A 19,984-nucleotide genomic window follows, 5' to 3' on the forward strand; every position below is an offset into this window, starting at 1 on the left:
CCTTGAGCGCAGTCCACGGAGCCAACCCGCTCCGTGACGCCGCAGACCGACGGCTCCCGCGTATCGCGGGGCCGTCGGGTCTGGTGATCTTCGGTGTCACGGGCGATTTGTCCCGAAAGAAGCTGATGCCTGCCGTCTACGACCTGGCCAACCGCGGCCTGCTGCCGCCGGGCTTCTCGCTCATCGGCTTCGCCCGCCGCGAGTGGCAGGACGAGGACTTCGCGCAGGAGGTCTACGAGGCCGTCAAGCAGCACGCCCGCACCCCGTTCCGCGAGGAGGTGTGGCAGCAGCTGATCCAGGGGATGCGCTTCGTCCAGGGCGACTTCGACGACGACGACGCCTTCGACCAGCTGAAGACCACCATCGAGGAGCTGGACAAGGCACAGGGCACGGGCGGCAACTTCGCCTTCTACCTCTCCGTACCGCCGAAGTTCTTCCCGCTCGTCGTCCAGCAGCTGAAGAAGCACGGCCTGGCCGACCAGAAGAACGGCTCCTGGCGCCGCGCCGTCATCGAGAAGCCCTTCGGCCACGACCTGGCGTCCGCCAAGGATCTCAACGAGGTCGTCCACGAGGTCTTCCCGCCCGACGCGGTCTTCCGGATCGACCACTACCTGGGCAAGGAGACCGTCCAGAACATCCTGGCGCTCCGCTTCGCCAACACCCTCTTCGAGCCGATCTGGAACCGGTCGTACGTCGACCATGTGCAGATCACCATGGCCGAGGACATCGGCATCGGCGGCCGTGCCGGCTACTACGACGGCATCGGCGCCGCCCGTGACGTCATCCAGAACCACCTCCTCCAGCTGCTCGCGCTGACCGCGATGGAGGAGCCCGCCTCCTTCGACGCCGACGCGCTCGCGGCCGAGAAGACCAAGGTGCTCGGCGCTGTGAAGCTGCCGAAGGACCTGGGCGCCTCGACCGTGCGCGGCCAGTACGCGCCGGGATGGCAGGGCGGCGCCAAGGCCGTCGGCTATCTGCAGGAGGACGGGATCGACCCCAAGTCGAAGACCGACACCTACGCGGCCATCAAGGTGGAGATCGACAACCGCCGCTGGGCGGGTGTCCCCTTCTACCTCCGCACCGGCAAGCGCCTCGGCCGCCGCGTCACCGAGATCGCGGTCGTCTTCCAGCGCGCCCCGCACTCCCCCTTCGATCACACCGCGACCGAGGAGCTCGGCCGCAACGCCATCGTGATCCGGGTCCAGCCGGACGAGGGCGTGACGGTGCGGTTCGGCTCCAAGGTGCCGGGCACGCAGATGGAGATCCGGGACGTGTCGATGGACTTCGCCTACGGCGAGTCCTTCACGGAGTCCAGCCCCGAGGCGTACGAGCGGCTCATCCTCGACGTCCTCCTCGGCGACTCGAACCTCTTCCCGCGGGTCGAGGAGGTCGAGCTGTCCTGGAAGATCCTCGACCCGATCGAGCAGTACTGGGACAAGCACGGCAAGCCCGCGCAGTACCAGTCCGGGACCTGGGGTCCGGTCGAGGCGGACGAAATGCTCGCACGAGACGGACGGAGCTGGCGCCGGCCATGAAGACCGACCTGACGGACACCACGTCCAGCAAGATCAACAAGGCGCTGGTGCTCGGGCGGCGGGCCATCGGCACGCCTGCCGTCGGCATGGTGCTCACCCTCGTCATCGTCACCGACGAGGAGAACGCCTACGACGCGCTCAAGGCGGCCAACGACGCGTCCCGCGAGCACCCCTCGCGGACGCTGGTGGTCATCAAGCGGGTCTCACGCTCGCCGCGCGACCGCGCCAAGGCGCGGCTCGACGCCGAGGTCCGCCTCGGCGCCGACGCCAGCACCGGGGAGACGGTGGTCCTCCGGCTGTACGGCGAGGTCGTCGACCATGCCCAGTCGGTGGTCCTTCCGCTGCTGCTGCCGGACGCGCCCGTCGTCGTCTGGTGGCCGGTCAACGCGCCGGCCGACCCGGCGAACGATCCGCTGGGCGCGCTCGCCCAGCGCCGGGTGACCGACACGTACGCCTCGGAGCAGCCGATCCACGAGCTGACCGGACGCGCGGACAACTACACCCCGGGCGACACGGATCTGGCCTGGACCCGGATCACCCCGTGGCGTTCGATGCTGGCCGCCGCGCTCGACCAGGTCGTGTGCGAGGTCACCTCCGCCGAGGTCGAGGGCGAGGAGTTCAACCCGAGCGTCGAACTGCTGGCCATGTGGCTGGCGGACCGGCTGAAGATTCCGGTCCGGCGCGGCAGGTCGGCGGGCCCCGGGCTCACGTCCGTACGGATGGAGTCCACCTGCGGGCCGATCGTGCTCGACCGGCCCGACGGCTCGCTGGCGACGCTCTCCATCCAGGGGCAGCCGGACCGTGCCGTGGCGCTCAAGCGCCGCGAGACGGCCGAGCTGATCGCGGAGGAGCTGCGCCGGCTCGACCCGGACGACACCTATGCCTCGGCGCTGAAGTTCGGCCTGGAGCGGCTGGACGAGGAGGCGGCGACCACCGCTCCCGTGACGCCCGAGGACGCGCCCGAGGCCGGGGACGCTTCGGCTCCGGCGAAGAAGGCCACTACTGCGGCGAAGAAGGCCCCGGCCAAGAAGGCGGCGGCCAAGTGAGTGCTCCGCAGCTCGTCGTCCACCGCGACAAGGAGCTGATGGCCCAGGCCGCGGCGGCCCGGCTGATCACGCGGATCGTGGACGCCCAGGCCGCGCGCGGCTCGGCGTCCGTGGTCCTCACGGGCGGCCGCAACGGCAACGGTCTGCTGGCGGCGCTCAGTTCGGCCCCCGCTCGGGACGCGATCGACTGGTCGCGGCTCGATCTGTGGTGGGGCGACGAGCGCTATCTGCCGGACGGGGACCCGGAGCGCAATGTGACCCAGGCCCGCGAGGCGCTGCTCGACAGCGTCCCGCTGGACCCGGCGCGGGTGCACGCGATGCCGGCCTCGGACGGGCCGTTCGGCAGTGATGTCGAGGCCGCGGCCGACTCCTACGCGGCCGAACTGGCCGCGGCCGCGGGTCCGGAGGACCATGCGTCGGTGCCGAGCTTCGACGTCCTGATGCTGGGTGTCGGGCCCGACACCCATGTCGCCTCGCTGTTCCCGGAGCTCCCGGCGGTCCGCGAGACCGAGCGGACGGTGGTGGGCGTGCACGGCGCGCCGAAGCCGCCGCCGACCCGGATCTCGCTGACGCTGCCCGCGATCCGTGCCGCGCGCGAGGTCTGGCTGCTCGCGGCCGGTGAGGACAAGGCGAAGGCCGCGGCGATCGCGCTGTCGGGCGCGGGCGCGGTCCAGGCCCCGGCCGCGGGTGCCTACGGCCGCTCGCGCACGCTGTGGCTGCTCGACGCGGCGGCCGCCTCGGAGCTGCCGCGCAGTCTCTATCCGCCGGCCTCGGCCTGACGGACGGTCACTCGGGCCCGGTTCACCGCACGGTGGACCGGGCCTTCGGCGTTTCCCGTACGGGTTCCAGGAAGGGGGCGAGCAGCTCCGGCACCGCTTCGGCGGCGAAGGCCAGGCCCTCGCTCTCCCCGGCGTCGTGGATGTCGTACGCGCCCGCGCCCGCCGCGGTCGTCGCGGTCAGGGTCAGCACCCCGGCCCGGCGCTGGAAGTACGACTGCTTGACGGTCCACCCGATGACGCCGCCGCGCTGGAGGGCGACGGTGGTCCTACGGATGGTGCCGGAGCGGGCCACCAGATAGCCGCCGGTGATGCCGTGCCCGAGATTGCGGTAGGCGTCGAGCGCGAGCAGTACGGCGAGCGGGGTCGGCACAAGGGCGCAGGCAGCCGCGATGTACAGCAGGACGGGGGTGAGTACGGCTCCGAGGAGGGCGAGGACCGCGGCCGGGACGAGCGCGCTCGCGAGGGCCCAGCGCAGTCGCCGGGTGCGGGCGGCGCGGGGATGGACGGTGAGCGGGGCGCTCGTCGGGGGCTCGGGCTCGCGCAGGACCTGGGCGGCGACCCGGTCTGCGACGGCCCGGGGCGACGGCGGCAGCAGGGTCTTGTGGTCGGCGTGCTCGTCCTCCTCGTTCTCCACGAGGCCGGTGGCGACGGCGTCGACGCGGGCGGCGCGGCACATCCGTACGCCCAGCGGCTCGACCAGTTCGACGCCCCGCAGCCGGCGTTCCTCGACAGAGATCGAGCGGGCGGTGAAGAGTCCGCGGCGGACCCTGAGGGTGCCGCCGGGCTCGCGCTCCAGACGGTAGTTCCACCACATCTCGACCCAGAGGCCGAGAGCGCCGACGGTGCCGACGAGGGTGGCGAGCAGGACGAGGACAAGGATCATCGAGAGGACCGAGGTGTCCTCGAAGCGGTCCCCTATCCAGTTGATGACCTTGGCCTGGGCTCCGAACCACTCGCTGACCTGCATGACGGCTCCGGCCGCCGCGCCGCCGAGGAGCGGGGCGACGAAGGAGACCGGGGCGTAGCGGATCCAGCGGCGGTCGAGCTCGGCCAGTGCGCCGTCGTGGGTCGTGTCCTCGGCGGCGGAGACCGTACGGGCGAGCAGTTCGCGGCGGAGTCGTTCGCCCTCGGCCCGGGCGACCGGGTCGAGTTCGAGGGTGGACTCGCCGCCGCCGGTGCTCTCACCGGTGCCGATGCGGACCTTGACCAGGCCGAGGACGCGCAGGAGCGGGTTGGCCGTCAGGTCGACGGTGCGGATGCGTTCGCGGGCCAGCGAGCGGCGCTTGACCAGGAGGAGCCCGGTGTGGAGTTCGGCGCGCTCGGCACCGATGCGATAGCGGGTGCGGCGCCAGCGGACGTGGTCGGCGGCCGCGCCCGCGCCGATGAGGAGGGCGGCCCCGGCGCCGATCCAGCCGAGGGCCTTCCAGGCGGACATGGAGCCGGTGAGGCCGAAGAAGACGGGCAGGGCGGCGCCGCCGGCGACACCGGCGAGGACCGCGGCGGTGACCAGGACCGTACGGCGGTCGAGGCGCCGCCAGTCCTCCGTCATGTCGCGTCCCCGGAGGTGGCCTGGGTGATGGCGGTCAGCCGCTCGGCGAGATCGGCGGCCAGTTCGTGGTCGAGCCCCTCGATCCGGAGCGCGCCCTTGGAGGAGGCGGTGGTGACGGTCACCGTGGCGAGCTTGAAGGCCTGCTCCAGCGGTCCGCGTACGGTGTCGACGGTCTGAATCCGGGACATCGGCGCGATCCGCCACTCCTGCCAGAAGGCCCCGGTGCGGACGTAGACGGCGTCCTCGGTGACCTCCCAGCGGTGCACCTTGAACCACCAGTGGGGGAGGAACGCGGTGCAGGCGAGGCCGACGACCGCCACGGCACCGGCCACGAGCAGCAGCCAGAACCGGGCGGGCGCGATCAGTGCGCCGAGCACGCCGAGGACGCCCACCGGTGTGGCGGTCGTCAGCAGCCACTGCGTGCGCCACCAGCCGACGGCCCGTTCGTTCAGCGTGTTGTTCGGCGGCCTGAGCCTTATCTCGCCTGGCACCGCGTTCTCCCCCGTCATGGCTTCTACCGTCCGCGCAGCGAGCGGTAGGTGGCGACGAGACCGGCCGTCGAGCCGTCGAGTTCGCCGGCGCCCTTGCCCTCGGTCAGCACCGGCTCGATCTTCTTGGCGAGGACCTTGCCGAGCTCGACTCCCCACTGGTCGAAGGAGTCGATGTTCCAGATCGCACCCTGGACGAACACCTTGTGCTCGTAGAGCGCGATGAGCTGGCCGAGGACGGAGGGCGTGAGCTCCTTGGCCAGGATGGTGGTCGTGGGGTGGTTGCCCTTGAAGGTCTTGTGCGGGACGAGCTCCTCGGCCACGCCCTCGGCCCGTACCTCCTCGGGTGTCTTGCCGAAGGCCAGCGCCTGCGTCTGGGCGAAGAAGTTGGCCATCAGCAGGTCGTGCTGGGCGACGAGGCCCGGGAGCAGATCGGCGACGGGCTCGGCGAAGCCGATGAAGTCGGCCGGGATGACCTTGGTGCCCTGGTGGATCAACTGGTAGTACGCGTGCTGGCCGTTGGTGCCGGGCGTGCCCCAGACAACCGGTCCGGTCTGCCACTCGACGGGGTTGCCGTCCCGGTCGACGGACTTGCCGTTGGACTCCATGTCGAGCTGCTGGAGGTAGGCGGTGAACTTCGACAGGTAGTGCGAGTACGGCAGGACGGCGTGCGCCTGGGCGTCGAAGAAGGCGCCGTACCAGACGCCGAGAAGGCCGAGGAGCAGCGGCGCGTTCTCCTCCGCCGGGGCGGTGCGGAAGTGCTCGTCGACGAGGTGGAAGCCGGCGAGCATCTCGCGGAAGCGGTCCGGACCGATGGCGATCATCAGGGAGAGGCCGATGGCGGAGTCGTACGAGTAGCGTCCGCCGACCCAGTCCCAGAACTCGAACATGTTGGCCGTGTCGATGCCGAAGTCCTCGACCTTCTCGGCATTGGTCGACAGGGCGACGAAGTGCTTGGCGACGGCATCCTGGCCGGCCCGCAGCCCGGTGAGGAGCCAGTCGCGCGCGGAGGTGGCGTTGGTGATCGTCTCGATGGTGGTGAAGGTCTTCGAGGCGACGATGAAGAGCGTCTCGGCCGGGTCGAGGTCGCGGACCGCCTCGTGGAGGTCGGCGCCGTCGACGTTGGAGACGAAACGGAACGTCAGATCCCGCTGGGTGTAGGAGCGCAGGACCTCGTACGCCATGGCAGGTCCGAGGTCGGAGCCGCCGATGCCGATGTTCACGATGTTCTTGATCGGCTTGCCGGTGTGACCGGTCCACTCGCCCGCGCGGACCTTGTCGGCGAAGGCGGCCATCTTGTCGAGGACGGCGTGGACGCCCGGGACGACGTTCTCGCCGTCGACCTCGACGACGGCCCCGCGCGGGGCTCGCAGCGCGGTGTGCAGGACCGCGCGGTCCTCGGTGGTGTTGATCTTCTCGCCACGGAACATGGCGTCGCGCAGCTCGGCCACGCCCGTCGCGGCGGCCAGCTCGCGCAGCAGCGCGAGGGTCTCGTCGGTCACCAGGTGCTTGGAGTAGTCCAGATACAGGTCACCGACCCGGAGCGCGTAACCGGTGCCCCGGTCCGGGTCGGCGGCGAACAGCTCGCGCAGGTGCGTGTCGCCCAACTGCTCCCGGTGCTTCCCGAGGGCGGTCCACTCCGGAAGCCGGTTGAGCTTCGTGCGTCCTTCTGCGTTCATCTCGGACATCGCCTACTTCTTCTCTTCCTGCCTGCTTGCCCCGCTGCGACTCCAACCTAATTGATCGCGGGGACGGACGGCGCGCGACGACTCAGTGGCCGCCGCGATGCAACCTGCCCTTGTAGCGGGCTTCGAGGACGGCGTTGCGCTCGTGGCCGCCCGGCAGGTTCGCGGAGACGTAGACCGGCGGCTCGTGCCCGTCGGCGAGGAGGAGGGCGACCGACTCGGCGACCACCATCTGCACGAGCAGCGCGGAGGTGAGGGTGGAGATGCCGCAGAGCGCCCCGCCGTCCGGGAGGGGCAGCAGGGCGTCGCCGGTGGGGGCGCAGTTGTCGAGGACGGCGTCGGCGAGGTCGGCGAGTCGCCTGCCGCTGGGGTGCAGGGCGGGGACGGCGTGGGTGTGTTCCAGGGAGGTGAGGGCGACGAGCCGGTGACCGGCGTCGGTGACCTTCAGCGCCAGGTCGACGATCGAGTTGTTGACGCCGGAGTTGGAGATGATGACGAAGAGGTCCTGCGGGCGGGGTGTGGCGAGGGCGTAGAGCCGGTCGGCGAGGCCCGGGGAGCGTTCCAGGAGCGGATCGGCGAGTACGGAGGGGTCCTCGCCGCCGCGCAGCACCAGGTCGGCGAGCGCGATCCGGCTGGTGGGGACGAGCCCGCCGGCCCGGCCCGCGATCTCCAGGGCGGTGGCCTGCGAGTGTCCGGTGCCGAAGGCGTGGATCACCCCGTCGACGGCGACGCAGTCGGCGAAGAGCCGGGCAGCCGCGGCGACCGCGTCCTTGTTGGCCGCGACGGCCCGCTCGAAGGCCTCGCGGGCATGGTCGGCGAACAGGGCGGCGCCGAGGGTGGGTTGGGGCATGGTGAAGCCTCCATTGGTTCGTTGAACCGAAATTGGGCGAGCGTTCCGATTCAATGAACCAGCCCGTCGGACCTCCGTCAAGGCCCCGAGAACGCCGACGGGGCGGCGTACACCGACGCGATGCCGGGAGTACACCGCCCTCGGGCCGGACGCGTTGCGGACGACGGCCCGTGTACGGGGCCGTGGCGTTCGGCCCTGTCTACCGAGCCGGCTCGGCCGACCCGGCCTGCCCGCCGAACACCTCCTTGACGAGCGCCTTCTGCACGTCCTGGAACGCCGCGGCCGTGGCGGCGAAGTCGAGCTCGGCGTCCCCGCTGGTCAGCGAGGCGGTCAGGGTCCTGCTGCCGTCGGGCGTGCTGTACATCAGCGCCGCCCAACCGAAGAAGCCGCCGTTGTGGTGGAGGACGGTGCCGCCGCCGTCCAACTCCTCCACGAACACCCCCAGGCCGTAGCCCAGCTTGGGGTGCGGCGTGCGCATCTCGGCCAGCAGCGACTCCGGCAGGAGCTTGCCGCTCATCAGCGCGGAGAAGAAGGTGTGGAGATCCTCGGTGGTCGAGATCATGTCGCCGGCGGCGGAGACCCAGGAGACGTTGAAGCGGGTGACGTCGACGACGTTCCACCGGCCGGCGTGCTCGTACCGGTAGTAGCCGTGAGCGTGCGGCTCGGGGATCTCCGGCGAGGTGCCCGGCACCACGGTGCCCGACAGCCCCAGCGGCCGCAGGATCAGCCGCTCCATCTCCTCGGCCAGCGTGCGGCCGGTGACCTCCTCGATCAGCAACTTGGCCAGCACGTAGTTGGTGTTGGAGTAGCTCCAGTCCGCCCCCGGCTCGAACCGCGCCGGCTTGGACAGGGAGAGCCGTACCAACTCCTCCGGATCGTAGGTGTGGAACCGGCGGTCCACGTACTCCTGGCCCTGCCAGGGAATCCCCGGCGCGACCGTCCCGTCCTCGTAGTACTCGCCGGTGTGACTGAACAGCCCACTGGTGTGCTGGAGCAGCATCCGCACCGTGATCCGCCGGTCGAGGCCGAACCGGGGCAGGTAGTCGTCGGCCGGACTGTCCAGCCCGATCCTGCCCTCGGCCACCAGCTGCAGCACCACGGTCGCGGTGAAGGTCTTGGTGGTGCTGCCGATCCGGAACCGCCCGTCGGTGGCCGGCTTGGCGCTCTCGCCGAGCTTGCGCACCCCGGCGCTGCCGACCCATTCGCCCCGCTCGTCGTGCACGCGCAGTTGCACGCCGGCGAATCCGGAATCGACGATCTGCTGGATGGCCTTCTGCAGCTCCGGGCGATCCTGCTCGGCAGGGGTGAGGGACATGATGGTGTGCTCCTTTTCGGCTGTCATGAACGTCGGTCGGGCGTACGGATGGTGCGACGGGGCCCTGTCGGCACCCGGGTATCCGCTGGCGATGGCGCCTCTAGAGACTGCGGGCGGTGATGTCGCCGTAGGCGGTGGTGGCGTGGATGTTCAGGCCGGGGGTGCCGTCGCTGTTCTGGAGGGCGTTGTGGATCCGGCCGTATGCGGTGCCGGCGTCCAGGGAGGCGGAGACGCCGTGGGCGGCGCCGACCGAGATCCCGCCGGATTCGGTGTGCAGGGTGACGGTGCCGCGCACGGCCTCGGTGACCTTCAGGTCGCCCTTCCGGGTGCGGATCTCCGCGTCGGCGCCCAGGCGGCCGACCGCGATGTCACCGGCCTGGAGGGTCAGGCGGGCGCTCGCGGCCTCGTCGAGCTCGACCGTGCCCTGCGCGGCCTCGAAGGCGACGTCACCGAGCCGTCCGGTGCTGCGGAGTTCGGCGTCGGCGCCCTTGGCCTCGACGCGGGAGCCGGCCGGCAGCTGGACGGTGACCTCGACGTATCCGGAGCCGCCGAGGACCTGGTTCTTCGCCTCCGGGGCCTGGATCCGCAGGACACCGCCGGTGAACTCGACCGTGGTCTGCTCCGCCGCCGTCACGTCACGGCTCCTGGAGGCGTCGGCGGGCAGGACCTCGACGGTGACGTCGGCCCGGTCGGCGGCGACGAACCGGACGCGCCCGGCGGGGATGTCCAGGACGGCGGAGATCGCGGCGGTGGTGGCGAACTTCTGCATGGTGCTCTCCTCGTGTCAGCAGCGTGCACTCCGTCGGCCCGCTGTTTCTGATGATGGAAAGCTACGTTGCGTTCATAGACTTGGCAACAGACTCGTTGCGCAGGATTGCCATCACTGCAGGTAGATGCAGAGAAATCGTTGCAACGGATACAAATCTAACGCAACGTTCGCTATGCCGTTCGTTGCAATGAATGAAAGGTGAACGCTATAGTCGAGGTCTCTACGACCGCGAAGGAGACCGCGATGCCCGGAGGTAGGCTCACCCAGCCCGAACGCCAGCAGATCGCGCTGGGGCTGGCCGACGGCCTGGCCTACGCCGAGATCGCCAGGCGCCTCGAACGCCCGACCTCGACGATCACGCGCGAGGTGATGCGCAACGGCGGCCCCACCGCCTACCGCGCGGACCTGGCCCACCGCGCCACGGAACGCCGCACCCACCGGCGCAGGCAGGCCGCGCCGTCGGAGGCGCCTCCGCTCGCCCACGGACGCGACGCCGAGGCCGTGCGCGAGTACGAGGAGGTGTTCACCACCGTCATGATGCAGTCGGGCATGCCCAAGATGATGTCCCGGGTGATGGCCTGCCTCTGCCTCGCCGACTCGGGCAGCCTCACCGCGTCCGAACTCGCCGGACGCCTCCAGGTCAGCCCGGCGTCCGTGTCCAAGGCGATCACGTTCCTCGAAGGCCAGGGCATGGTCCGCCGGGAGCGCGACGAACGCCGCCGCGAGCGCTACGTCGTCGACGACGACGTCTGGTACCAGTCGATGATGGCCAGCGCCCGCTCCACCGCCCACATAAGCGAGATCGCACGCCAGGGCGTCGGCGTCCACGGCACCGCCACCCCGGTCGGCACCCGCCTCGAGAACATCGCCCGCTTCCTCGACTTCGTCTCCGAGAGCACCGCCCGCGCCGCGGAGCAGGCCCGCGCGATCCTCCACACGAAGCCCGAATCAGCCTCGGACAGCACCACCTGAACCGCGTTCGGACCGTCAGCGCGGGAGCCGGGCCAGTGCGACGGCGCCGGCCAGTCCGTCCGGCACCGGGGACGGGACCAGGCCCACCGCGCCCACCCGCTCGGCGAGTCGGGGCAGCAGCGGGCCGCCGGGGCCGATCAGGCCACCCGTGGAGACCAGAGGCTCCCCCGGGCGTGGCGTCAACGCGCCCACGGTGGCGGCCAGTTCGTCCGCCGCTCGGTCGAGGAGCGAACGGGCCACCTCGTCCCCGGCCCGTTCCGCCTCCACCACGAGCGGGCTGAGGGCCGCGAGCCGGACCGGGTGGCCACCGAATCCGTACCCGACGACGCGCTCCTTGGTCAGGCCGCCGCACACCTCTCCCACCGGCCCGGCGAGGGCGGTGGCCGGGCCACGGCCGTCCAGGGAGCGCAGGACCGCCCGCAGCGCCTCTCGCCCCAGCCAGAAGCCACTGCCCGAGTCGCCCAGCAGCCAGCCGTCGCCGTCCACGGCCCCCACCGCCCTGCGCCGCTCCACCCGCGCGCCGGCGGCGCCCGTGCCGGCGATCAGCACGAGCCCCTCCGCCGGAGTGCCGGGCCCCGAGGCGAAGGCGATGTCCGCGTCCCCCATGACCTCGACCCGAGCGGGGGACGCGCCGACCTCGGCCAGCGCCGCGGCGAGCGCCGAACGGGCCTTCTCGACGCCTCCGCCCGGCCCGCCGCCCGCGAAACCGGCCACCACGGAGACCAGCGCACCCGCCCGATCCCGCGGCACGGCGCCCCGCAGCGCACCGCTCAGATTCCGTACGAGATCGGCGTGCGGCACGCTCAGCGCGTTGCCAGGGCCGCCCGTACCCTCCGCGAGCACCGCGCCCGTCGCCGCGTCGGAGAGCCGCGCCCTGCTCCGCGTACCGCCGGCGTCGATGCCGAGCACGCACATCTGAATCCCGGATTCGTTCATCAGCTCGCATGGTGGTTGATAGATTCACCGCTCGACAAGACCCGCGCACCAGGCAGGTCAGGAGGGAACACCACCGTGATCACCGCTCTGATCCGCTCCGAACTGCCCCGCATGTCCGGTTCCTTGCGCAAGGTCGGCGTCTGGGTCCTCGACGATCCGGGCCGGGTCTCCGGAGTCTCCGCCGCGGAGCTGGGCCGGCGCACCGGTACGTCCCAGGCCACCGTGACCCGCTTCTGCCACGCCCTCGGCCTCGGCTCGTACCAGGAGCTGCTCCTCGCCCTCGCGCAGGAGCGCGGAGAGAACGAACGCAGCGGCGAGGAACGGCCCCTCGGACCGGACATCGGGCCCGACGATCCGCTCGACCAGGTCGTCGCCGCCGTCGCCCAGGCCGACCTGCTGGCCCTGCGCAGGACGGCCGAGCATCTGGACCTCGACGCCCTGGAGCGGGCCGCGCAGCTCCTCGCCAAGGCCCGTCGCATCGACGTCTACGGCGTCGGCGCCTCCGGCGTGGTGGCCCTGGAGACCGAGGCCCGGCTCTTCACCATCGGCTGCGACGCCCGTGGTTGGACGGAGGTGCACGCCGCGGAGACCTCGGCGGCGCTGCTCACGCCCGCGGACGCGGTCGTGGCGCTCTCCCACTCCGGGGCGACCCGCGAAGTCCTCTCCCCGCTGCGGCTCGCGGCCGACCGGGGCGCACGGACGATCGCGGTGACCGGCGACCCCCGCTCCCCTGTCGCCCGGGCCGCCACCACCCATCTGACGGCGACCTCGGCCGAGACCAGCTTCCGGCGCGGCGGTTTCGGGACCCGGCACTCGGTGCTGCTGATCCTGGACTGCCTCTACGCGCGCGTGGCACAACTGACGTACGCACGGGCGACCGCCACGATGGCGCTCACCGCGCACATTCCGGACAACCACCGCTAGAGCGGGCGTACGCGAACGGGCCCTGCCCACGAACCGAGTTCGCGGGCAGGGCCCGTTCGTCACACTGTCACACCACGCTCAGATCTCGCCGCGCAGTTTGGCGAGCGCCTCCGCGAGGATCGCCTCGCCGTCCGCGTCGCTGCGCCGCTCACGTACGTACGCGAGATGCGTCTTGTACGGCTCGGTGCGCGGCGGGTCCGGCGGGTTGTCCCGGTCCTGACCGGCCGGGAAGCCGCAGCGCGGGCAGTCCCACGTCTCCGGAACCTGTGCGTCACTGGCGAAGCTCGGCTGCGTCTCGTGCCCGTTCGAGCACCAGAAGGAGATGCGGAGGCGCGGCGCCGACTCGCCCCGCTCGGCCTCCCCCATCGGCCCCGCTCCGACCCGGCTTCCCCGGATCGCGTTGCCACTTGCCACGGTCGTAACTCCCTGCGTGATGGTGCTCGAAGATGCCCCAGTCTACGTAAGGCCCAACGCGCGTCCAGTGATTGGAGTTACACGTCCAACTTCATCAGAAGCGCAAGTACGACAATGCACGCGAACCACAGCAGACCGACCACGATGGTGATGCGGTCCAGGTTGCGCTCGGCGACCGAGGAACCACCGACGGACGACTGCATACCGCCACCGAACATGTCGGAGAGGCCGCCGCCCTTCCCCTTGTGCATGAGCACCAGCAGCATCAGCAGGCCGCTGAAGACGATCAGGGCGATCGAGAACCCCATAACCACGGCTGGACCAACTTCCTCGGATCTCATACGGACGGGGGTCGGGCAGGTCCTGCCCGACCCCCGCAAGGGTACGACGGATCGTCGCTACCGCCTACTCGCTGATCACATCACTGGTCGCGGAAGCGGACGATCTTGACGAACTCGTCGGAGTCCAGCGCCGCGCCGCCGACCAGGGCGCCGTCGACATCGGGCTGCGCCATGATCGCGGCCACGTTTCCGGCCTTGACGGAGCCGCCGTACTGGATGCGGACCTTGTCGGCCAGCTCCTGCGAGTAGAGCTCCGCGAGACGGCCGCGGATCGCTCCGCAGACCTCCTGCGCGTCCTCGGGGGTGGCGACCTCGCCGGTGCCGATGGCCCACACCGGCTCGTAGGCGATCACGATGGACTCGGCCTGCTCGGCCGGGAGGTCCTTCAGGCCGCCGTCGAGCTGCTTCAGGGTGTACTCGACCTGCTGGCCGGCCTTGCGGACGTCCAGGCCCTCGCCGACGCAGAGGATCGGGGTGATCCCGTGCTTGTAGGCGGCCTTGACCTTGGCGTTGCAGATCTCGTCCGTCTCGGCGTGGTACTGCCGGCGCTCGGAGTGGCCCACGGCGACGTAGGCGCACTTCAGCTTGGACAGCATGACGCCCGAGATCTCGCCGGTGTACGCACCGGAGTCGTGCGCCGAGATGTCCTGGGCGCCGTACTTGATCTTGAGCTTGTCGCCGTCGATCAGGGTCTGGACGGACCGCAGGTCCGTGAAGGGCGGCAGGACCGCGACCTCGACGGCGTCGTGGTCCTTGTCGGTCAGCGCGAAGGCGAGCTTCTGGACGTGGGCGATGGCCTCGAGGTGGTTGAGGTTCATCTTCCAGTTGCCCGCCATCAGCGGGGTGCGGGTGCTGCTCACAGGTGTTCAGTCCTCCAGTGCGGCGAGGCCGGGGAGCGTCTTGCCCTCGAGGTACTCGAGGGAGGCGCCGCCGCCGGTCGAAATGTGGCCGAAGGCATTCTCGTCGAAGCCCAGGATGCGGACCGCGGCGGCACTGTCGCCGCCGCCGACGACGGTGAAGCCGGGGCTGTCGAGCAGGGCCTGCGCGATGGCCTTGGTTCCGTTGGCGTAGTCGGGGTGCTCGAAGACGCCCAGCGGGCCGTTCCAGAACACCGTCTCGGCGTCGGCGAGCTTCGACGCGTACAGCTCACGCGTCTTCGGGCCGATGTCCAGGCCCTCCTTCGTCGACGGGATCTTGTCGGCGTCGACGGTCTCGAAGTCGGCCGGGGCCTTGGTCTTCAGGTCCGGGAACTCCGAGGAGACGAGGACGTCGACCGGGAGGACCAGCTCGACGCCGTTCTCCTCGGCACGCTTCATGTACTCCTTGACGACCTCCACCTGGTCCTTCTGGAGCAGGGAGATGCCGACCTCGTAGCCCTTGGCGTAGAGGAAGGTGTACGCCATGCCGCCGCCGATCAGGAGGCGGTCGGCCTTGCCGAGCAGCTCGTCGATGACGGCGAGCTTGTCGGAGACCTTGGCGCCGCCCAGGACGACCACGTAAGGGCGCTTGACCTCGGCGGTCAGCTTCTTCAGGACGCCGACCTCGGTGGCGATGAGGTAGCCGGCGGCGTGCGGCAGCCGGGCCGGGAGGTCGAAGACCGAGGCGTGCTTGCGGTGCACGGCGCCGAAGCCGTCGCCGACGTAGACGTCGGCGAGGGCGGCGAGCTGGTCCGCGAACGCGCCGCGCTCGGCGTCGTCCTTGGAGGTCTCGCCGGCGTTGAAGCGGAGGTTCTCGATGACGGCGACCTGGCCGTCGGCGAGGCCCGCGACGGTCGCCCGGGCGGACTCGCCGACCGTGTCGGTCGCGAAGGCCACGTCGGCGCCGAGCAGTTCACCGAGGCGCGCGGCGGCAGGGGCGAGGGAGAACGCCGGGTCCGGGGAGCCCTTCGGGCGGCCCAGGTGCGAGGCGACGACGACACGGGCGCCGGCGTCGGCGAGCGCCTTGACCGTGGGTGCGACGGCGCGGATGCGGCCGTCGTCGGTGATGGTGGTGCCGTCCAGCGGCACGTTGAGGTCGGCGCGGACGAATACGCGCTTGCCGGCGACGCCTTCGGCGAGAAGCTCGTCGATGGTCTTCATCTTCTACTGACTCCTTGGTACGCGGTGAAGCACACGAGACAGGGCTCGTACAGCGCATCATCGCGCTGTCCGAGCCCTGTGCTCACATCGAGGTGCCGGTTCCGGAGGCTTTAGAGCTGGTTGCCGACGAAGACGGTGAGGTCGACGAGACGGTTGGAGTAGCCCCACTCGTTGTCGTACCAGCCGAGGATCTTGACCGACTTGCCCTCCTGGACCATGGTCAGCGAGGAGTCGAAGGTGCACGACGCCGGGTCGCCGACGATGTCCGAGGAGACGATCGCGTCCTCGGTGTAGTAGAGGATGCCCTTCAGGTCGCCGTCGTCGGCGGCCTTCTTGAAGGCGGCGTTGACCTCGTCCTTGGTGACCTCGCGCTGCAGCTCCACGACCAGGTCGGTGGCCGAGCCGGTCGGGACCGGGACGCGCATGGCGATGCCGTCCAGCTTGCCCTTGAGCTGCGGGAGGACCAGGGCGGTGGCCTTGGCGGCACCCGTCGTGGTCGGAATGATGTTCTCCGCGGCGGCGCGGGCGCGGCGCAGGTCGGAGTGCGGGAAGTCCAGGATGCGCTGGTCGTTGGTGTACGCGTGGACCGTCGTCATCAGGCCCTTGACGATGCCGAAGTTCTCGTCGAGAACCTTGGCCATCGGCGCCACACAGTTGGTGGTGCAGGAGGCGTTCGAGATGACGTGGTGGTTCGCCGGCTCGTACTTGTCCTGGTTGACGCCCATGACGATGGTGATGTCCTCGTCCTTGGCCGGAGCCGAGATGAGGACCTTCTTCGCGCCACCGGCGATGTGCTTCTCGGCGTCGGCCTTCTTGGTGAAGATGCCGGTCGACTCGATGACGATGTCGACGCCCAGGTCGCCCCAGGGGATGTCGGCCGGGTTGCGCTCGGAGAGCACCTTGATGGTGTGGCCGTCGACGGTGATGGTGTCGGCGGTGTGGGTGACCTCGGCCTTGAGGCGTCCCAGGATCGTGTCGTACTTCAGCAGGTGAGCAGTGGTCGCGGTGTCACCCAGGTCGTTGACAGCCACGATCTCGATGTCGGCACCCTGCTCAAGGAGCGCGCGGAAGTAGTTGCGACCGATGCGGCCAAAGCCGTTGATGCCTACGCGGATCGTCACGAACCGATCTCCTCGTTAGGTACGCCGGGTTTCGACGCCGGCGAGATTCTTTTAGGGATGTCCCCGACCGCTTACGACCCTACCTCTCCCATCGGCTCAGAGTGACATCGCGTGCAGTCGGAATACCGCGAGAAAGCACTGTGGCCCGTTATTACCGACGGGTTCGAGCCACAGTGCCCAATTCGTCCCGATCACTGACTGTGATCAAAAGGGCGGGTGCCCGCTCAGCCGTGCACCGCTCCGAGCGCCCTTCGAATGAGTGACGTTCGCTGCGCCGCGCTCGTGACGTGCTCCAGGCCGAAGCCGAGGAGGACGGTGTCGCGAGTGGTGACCGCGGCCTGGGAGTGGAAGAGTCCCGGCGAGCGGGTCCACTCGGTGCCGTTCCCGGGGCTGCCGGCCGGCGGGCCGGGTACGGACCAGGCGCCCAGCGAGGTCTCGAACCCCTCGCTCCGGCCCGGAGTGCCACCGACGACGAGCGCGGTGTCGTCGACGAAGGCACCCGTCTCGCCGGTCCCGGGGTCGGAGATGTACGAGATCGACAGCTCGACCTGCTTGCCCGCGTAGGCGCTGAGGTCGATCGACGCCTGCTGCCAGCCGTTGGAGGGGCCGGTGAAGGCGTTCCAGGAGCCGGTGGTGCCACTGGTGGCGCAGCCGTCCTCGCCGACGGTCAGGTAGCGGGCGAGGAAGGGGTGGCCCTGGACGTAGTAGCCCTCGCCGCAGTCGGCGGGGGCGGCGGTGGAGGTGCCGCCGTTGGCGTCGGGCAGCGTGGTCCAGTCGTCCTGGCCGACGGTGTGGGCCTCGACGACGAGGTTGTCGTAGCCGGGCTCGGTGTCGTAACTGACCTGGAAGCGCAGGCTCGGCCTGTCCGCGGCGGCGACTGCGGTGAGGTCGACGGTGCGGCTGAGGCGCGTCCAGGTGTTGTCGGAGTGCCGGACGGCCGCGAAGGACGTGCCCTCGTAGGGCTCGAAGGGGGTGCGGACGCCCGGGTAGTCGCCGGCGGACCTGCTGCTGCCGAACTGCGGGAAGCTGCGCGGCTCGAGGGTGTCCGAGGTGACGGTGTACGCGCCGGCGTTGTCCAGCGGGTTGTCGCCCGTGCCGCCGAGGCCGGTCGTGAGTCCGCCGAATCCGCGGGATCCGGCGTAGGCGGGCGGGTTCTTCAGTCCGGCCCGGTGGTAGGCGCCGAGGAAGTACTGGGCGAAGTCGTTGGACGTCGCCCGGCCGATGTCGACGAGTCCGCCGGACTTCTCTCCGGCGTTGATGAGCTTGCCGCCCTCGTTGAGGTAGTCACGCACGGCCAGCATGACCGGCCCGGAGGGCTGCTCGGCACCGGTGTACCAGACGACCGTACGGAAGTGGCTCAGCACGCCGAGCGCGTCCGGGGTCCCCTGGGTGGCGACGTCCCAGACGGCGGCCTTGCGGCCGCTGTCGGCGAGCGCCTTCACATAGGCGGCGGTGTGCCGAGCGGGGTCGGTGCCGCCCTCCTCGGCGAGGACGAGCACGTCGCCGCGGGCCCGGTCGGCCACCGTGTACGTGAACGGCGTGGACGAGGTCGCCTTGCCCTCGCGGGTGCGGCCGGTGAACCAGACCTGGACGGTGTCGCCCGGCTCCGCGTCCTCGACCTCGGCCCGGTACTGGTCGAACCAGAGGTTGTCCTCGCCTCCGTAGGTCTCGCCGCCCTTCCACGCCTCCAGGCGTTCGCTGTGTGTCCGGCCGCCGTTGACGCGGTACTTGAGCTCCTTGGAGCGCAGCGACTTGCGGGCGGTCACGGCGACCTCCTGGTCGCCGCCGCGGGCGTAGGAGGTGGTGAAGGTGTCCGGGGTGAAGTCGGGCGCGTCCAGACCGGTGACGGAGACGGGACGGTCCGGGTGGGCCGAGGTCTCGGCGACGGCGAGCGCGAACGGGATGTTCTTCGCGAACTCCGCCTGGATCAGCTTCTCGTCGTCGGGGAAGGTGAAGACGGAGGCGCAGTCGGCGGGCTCCCAGGCGTCTTTCGGGTCGACGCGGGAGGCGGTGGCGCAGGTCGACATCTCCGGGGTGAACATCTGCATCCCGTTGACGTTGGCCGCGTGCCCGTCCGCCTCGCCGTTGGTGGTGTAGAGCTCGGAGGAGACCTGCGGGCGGTAGCCGGGGACGGCGGACTTCTCCGGGGTGCCGGCGAGCGACTTGAGGGCCACGTCGTCGGGGGTGTCGGTGGCGACCTGCCAGCCGACTCCGTAGAGCAGCAGCTGGGCGGCGGAGTGGTAGTTGATGCCGTACTGGAAGCCGATGCGCTTCTGGAAGGCGTCGACGGCCTTGGTCTCGGGCTCGGACATCGGGCCGGTCCCGCGGAAGGTCTCGTCGGCCGGGTCGGGCGACGAACCCTCGTTGTCGTATCCCCACTTGTAGGCGAAGTTACGGTTGAGGTCGACGCCGTCGCCGGACTCGATCCGCCCGTCGCCGTCGTTGTCGCGGAGGTTCTTGCGCCACTGGCGGTTCTCGGGGTCGGCGTGGGTGAAGTCGTAGCCGTCCGGGTTGGCGGAGAGCACGAACCACAGCTCGGTGGAGTCGACGATCTTCGTGACCCGCTGGTCCTTGCCGTAACTGTCGAGGTAGTGGTGCATCAGCCGCCGCGTCATCTCGGGGGTGATCCACTCCCGGGCGTGCTGGTTGGACATGTACAGCGTGGCGGGCCGGGTGCCGTCCTTGGCCTTCTTTGCGCCCTTGGTGACCTTGAGGGCGAGGATGTCCTGGCCCTTCACGGTCTTGCCGATGGAGACGACCTTGGTGAGGTCCGGGTGGGCCTGGGAGGTGGCCAGGATCTCCTGCTTGAGCCCGTTCGCGCCGCCGTACGGACGGAAGACGCCGTCCCCGGCTCCGGCGACCCGCTTCTCGGCCTGGATGGAGAGGGTGTGCTCGGCGAGTTCGACGCCCTTGCCGCGCAGCTGTCCGGCCTGCTTGTCGGTGAGGTAGAGCTCGAGGGTGGCGGAGCCCTTCTCCGGTACCTGCTCGGTCAGTTCGTGACCGTCGGCGCCGGCCTCGAGGAGCAGGGGTACCTGCTCCTTGCTGACCTGCGCACGCCATACGGAGAGGGCGTCGCCGCCGTCGCCGTTCGGTTCCGCTCCGGCGACGGGTGCCGCCGCCAGTCCCGCGATCAGCAGTGAAGCCGCTGCGAGGATCGATCTCGCTCTGCGTCTCATAAGCCC

Annotated in this window: 18 protein-coding genes; 5 read left to right on the forward strand and 13 right to left on the reverse strand. The window is 70.4% G+C overall.

From position 1 onward, the window contains the following. The first annotated feature begins 2 nt into the window (after positions 1-2). Genes zwf through pgl form a run of 3 tightly spaced genes read left to right on the forward strand, consistent with a single transcriptional unit; the run spans position 3 to position 3,360 of the window. A complete protein-coding gene (zwf, locus tag ACZ561_RS28325; RefSeq protein WP_376444132.1) occupies positions 3-1,535 on the forward strand; it encodes a glucose-6-phosphate dehydrogenase in 1,533 nt (510 codons plus the stop codon). Further along, positions 1,532-2,581 (forward strand): glucose-6-phosphate dehydrogenase assembly protein OpcA, encoded by a 1,050-nt coding sequence (gene opcA / locus ACZ561_RS28330; protein ID WP_471000046.1) that lies wholly within the window; start codon positions 1,532-1,534, stop codon positions 2,579-2,581. The genes zwf and opcA overlap by 4 nt, the downstream gene beginning before the upstream one ends. Continuing rightward, entirely contained in the window at positions 2,578-3,360 is a 783-nt protein-coding gene (gene pgl, locus ACZ561_RS28335; RefSeq protein ID WP_471000048.1) for a 6-phosphogluconolactonase, read from the forward strand. The genes opcA and pgl overlap by 4 nt, the downstream gene beginning before the upstream one ends. A gap of 22 nt (positions 3,361-3,382) precedes the next feature. Here pgl and ACZ561_RS28340 read toward each other — a convergent pair whose 3' ends face one another. The 6 genes from ACZ561_RS28340 to ACZ561_RS28365 form a co-directional block, all read right to left on the reverse strand. Next, positions 3,383-4,909 carry a PH domain-containing protein gene (locus ACZ561_RS28340; RefSeq protein WP_471000050.1) on the reverse strand — a complete coding sequence of 509 codons (1,527 nt, stop codon included), beginning with the start codon at positions 4,907-4,909 and terminating at the stop codon, positions 3,383-3,385. Continuing rightward, positions 4,906-5,418, reverse strand: coding sequence for a PH domain-containing protein (locus tag ACZ561_RS28345; RefSeq protein ID WP_471000051.1), 513 nt, complete (start codon positions 5,416-5,418; stop codon positions 4,906-4,908). The genes ACZ561_RS28340 and ACZ561_RS28345 overlap by 4 nt, the downstream gene beginning before the upstream one ends. Positions 5,419-5,423: 5 nt before the next feature. Beyond that, the gene (gene pgi, locus ACZ561_RS28350; protein WP_471000394.1) at positions 5,424-7,076 is read right to left on the reverse strand and encodes a glucose-6-phosphate isomerase; all 1,653 of its coding nucleotides are present in this window, start codon (positions 7,074-7,076) and stop codon (positions 5,424-5,426) included. Positions 7,077-7,167: 91 nt separating this feature from the next. Next, positions 7,168-7,932, reverse strand: a complete 765-nt coding sequence (locus ACZ561_RS28355) for a sugar isomerase domain-containing protein (protein ID WP_471000053.1) — start codon at positions 7,930-7,932, stop codon at positions 7,168-7,170. Positions 7,933-8,131: 199 nt separating this feature from the next. Further along, complete coding sequence (locus ACZ561_RS28360; protein ID WP_471000055.1) at positions 8,132-9,247, reverse strand: serine hydrolase domain-containing protein; 1,116 nt, start codon at positions 9,245-9,247, stop codon at positions 8,132-8,134. A 100-nt stretch (positions 9,248-9,347) separates the two neighbouring features. Then, entirely contained in the window at positions 9,348-10,016 is a 669-nt protein-coding gene (locus tag ACZ561_RS28365; protein WP_471000057.1) for a DUF4097 family beta strand repeat-containing protein, read from the reverse strand. A 243-nt stretch (positions 10,017-10,259) separates the two neighbouring features. On the opposite strand from ACZ561_RS28365, the gene ACZ561_RS28370 reads away from it, so the two are divergent. Next, complete coding sequence (locus ACZ561_RS28370; protein WP_471000059.1) at positions 10,260-10,988, forward strand: helix-turn-helix domain-containing protein; 729 nt, start codon at positions 10,260-10,262, stop codon at positions 10,986-10,988. Positions 10,989-11,003: 15 nt separating this feature from the next. On the opposite strand, the gene ACZ561_RS28375 is transcribed toward ACZ561_RS28370, so the two are convergent. Beyond that, positions 11,004-11,924 (reverse strand): N-acetylglucosamine kinase, encoded by a 921-nt coding sequence (locus ACZ561_RS28375; protein ID WP_471000061.1) that lies wholly within the window; start codon positions 11,922-11,924, stop codon positions 11,004-11,006. 75 nt (positions 11,925-11,999) lie between these two features. Here ACZ561_RS28375 and ACZ561_RS28380 point away from each other — a divergent pair, with 75 nt between their 5' ends. After that, on the forward strand, positions 12,000-12,848 hold the full coding sequence (locus ACZ561_RS28380; protein ID WP_471000063.1) for a MurR/RpiR family transcriptional regulator: 849 nt from the start codon (positions 12,000-12,002) through the stop codon (positions 12,846-12,848). 78 nt (positions 12,849-12,926) lie between these two features. Here the strand turns inward: ACZ561_RS28380 and ACZ561_RS28385 are convergent, their stop codons facing one another. The 6 genes from ACZ561_RS28385 to ACZ561_RS28410 form a co-directional block, all read right to left on the reverse strand. Next, the gene (locus tag ACZ561_RS28385) at positions 12,927-13,262 is read right to left on the reverse strand and encodes an RNA polymerase-binding protein RbpA (RefSeq protein ID WP_003976875.1); all 336 of its coding nucleotides are present in this window, start codon (positions 13,260-13,262) and stop codon (positions 12,927-12,929) included. A gap of 77 nt (positions 13,263-13,339) precedes the next feature. Beyond that, positions 13,340-13,570 carry a preprotein translocase subunit SecG gene (gene secG, locus ACZ561_RS28390; protein ID WP_329121929.1) on the reverse strand — a complete coding sequence of 77 codons (231 nt, stop codon included), beginning with the start codon at positions 13,568-13,570 and terminating at the stop codon, positions 13,340-13,342. A gap of 113 nt (positions 13,571-13,683) precedes the next feature. Then, complete coding sequence (tpiA, locus tag ACZ561_RS28395; RefSeq protein ID WP_471000397.1) at positions 13,684-14,439, reverse strand: triose-phosphate isomerase; 756 nt, start codon at positions 14,437-14,439, stop codon at positions 13,684-13,686. Positions 14,440-14,469: 30 nt separating this feature from the next. Beyond that, the gene (locus ACZ561_RS28400; protein ID WP_471000066.1) at positions 14,470-15,681 is read right to left on the reverse strand and encodes a phosphoglycerate kinase; all 1,212 of its coding nucleotides are present in this window, start codon (positions 15,679-15,681) and stop codon (positions 14,470-14,472) included. 110 nt (positions 15,682-15,791) lie between these two features. Continuing rightward, complete coding sequence (gene gap / locus ACZ561_RS28405) at positions 15,792-16,802, reverse strand: type I glyceraldehyde-3-phosphate dehydrogenase (RefSeq protein WP_471000068.1); 1,011 nt, start codon at positions 16,800-16,802, stop codon at positions 15,792-15,794. Positions 16,803-17,026: 224 nt separating this feature from the next. Next, complete coding sequence (locus ACZ561_RS28410; protein WP_471000070.1) at positions 17,027-19,978, reverse strand: M14 family metallopeptidase; 2,952 nt, start codon at positions 19,976-19,978, stop codon at positions 17,027-17,029. Between the last annotated feature and the right edge of the window lie 6 nt (positions 19,979-19,984).

It is taken from the genome of Streptomyces sp. NPDC039609, from assembly GCF_055596705.1.

What these genes read in the sequence shown, in the direction of transcription:
- ACZ561_RS28400 (WP_471000066.1), bottom strand. Translation starts at nt 15,681, where the DNA reads ATGAAGACCATCGACGAGCTTCTCGCCGAAGGCGTCGCCGGCAAGCGC.
- ACZ561_RS28375 (WP_471000061.1), bottom strand. Translation starts at nt 11,924, where the DNA reads ATGAACGAATCCGGGATTCAGATGTGCGTGCTCGGCATCGACGCCGGC.
- pgi (WP_471000394.1), bottom strand. Translation starts at nt 7,076, where the DNA reads ATGAACGCAGAAGGACGCACGAAGCTCAACCGGCTTCCGGAGTGGACC.
- ACZ561_RS28355 (WP_471000053.1), bottom strand. Translation starts at nt 7,932, where the DNA reads ATGCCCCAACCCACCCTCGGCGCCGCCCTGTTCGCCGACCATGCCCGC.
- ACZ561_RS28360 (WP_471000055.1), bottom strand. Translation starts at nt 9,247, where the DNA reads ATGTCCCTCACCCCTGCCGAGCAGGATCGCCCGGAGCTGCAGAAGGCC.
- ACZ561_RS28345 (WP_471000051.1), bottom strand. Translation starts at nt 5,418, where the DNA reads ATGACGGGGGAGAACGCGGTGCCAGGCGAGATAAGGCTCAGGCCGCCG.
- tpiA (WP_471000397.1), bottom strand. Translation starts at nt 14,439, where the DNA reads ATGGCGGGCAACTGGAAGATGAACCTCAACCACCTCGAGGCCATCGCC.
- ACZ561_RS28365 (WP_471000057.1), bottom strand. Translation starts at nt 10,016, where the DNA reads ATGCAGAAGTTCGCCACCACCGCCGCGATCTCCGCCGTCCTGGACATC.
- ACZ561_RS28410 (WP_471000070.1), bottom strand. Translation starts at nt 19,978, where the DNA reads ATGAGACGCAGAGCGAGATCGATCCTCGCAGCGGCTTCACTGCTGATC.
- ACZ561_RS28340 (WP_471000050.1), bottom strand. Translation starts at nt 4,909, where the DNA reads ATGACGGAGGACTGGCGGCGCCTCGACCGCCGTACGGTCCTGGTCACC.
- secG (WP_329121929.1), bottom strand. Translation starts at nt 13,570, where the DNA reads ATGGGGTTCTCGATCGCCCTGATCGTCTTCAGCGGCCTGCTGATGCTG.
- ACZ561_RS28370 (WP_471000059.1), top strand. Translation starts at nt 10,260, where the DNA reads ATGCCCGGAGGTAGGCTCACCCAGCCCGAACGCCAGCAGATCGCGCTG.
- opcA (WP_471000046.1), top strand. Translation starts at nt 1,532, where the DNA reads ATGAAGACCGACCTGACGGACACCACGTCCAGCAAGATCAACAAGGCG.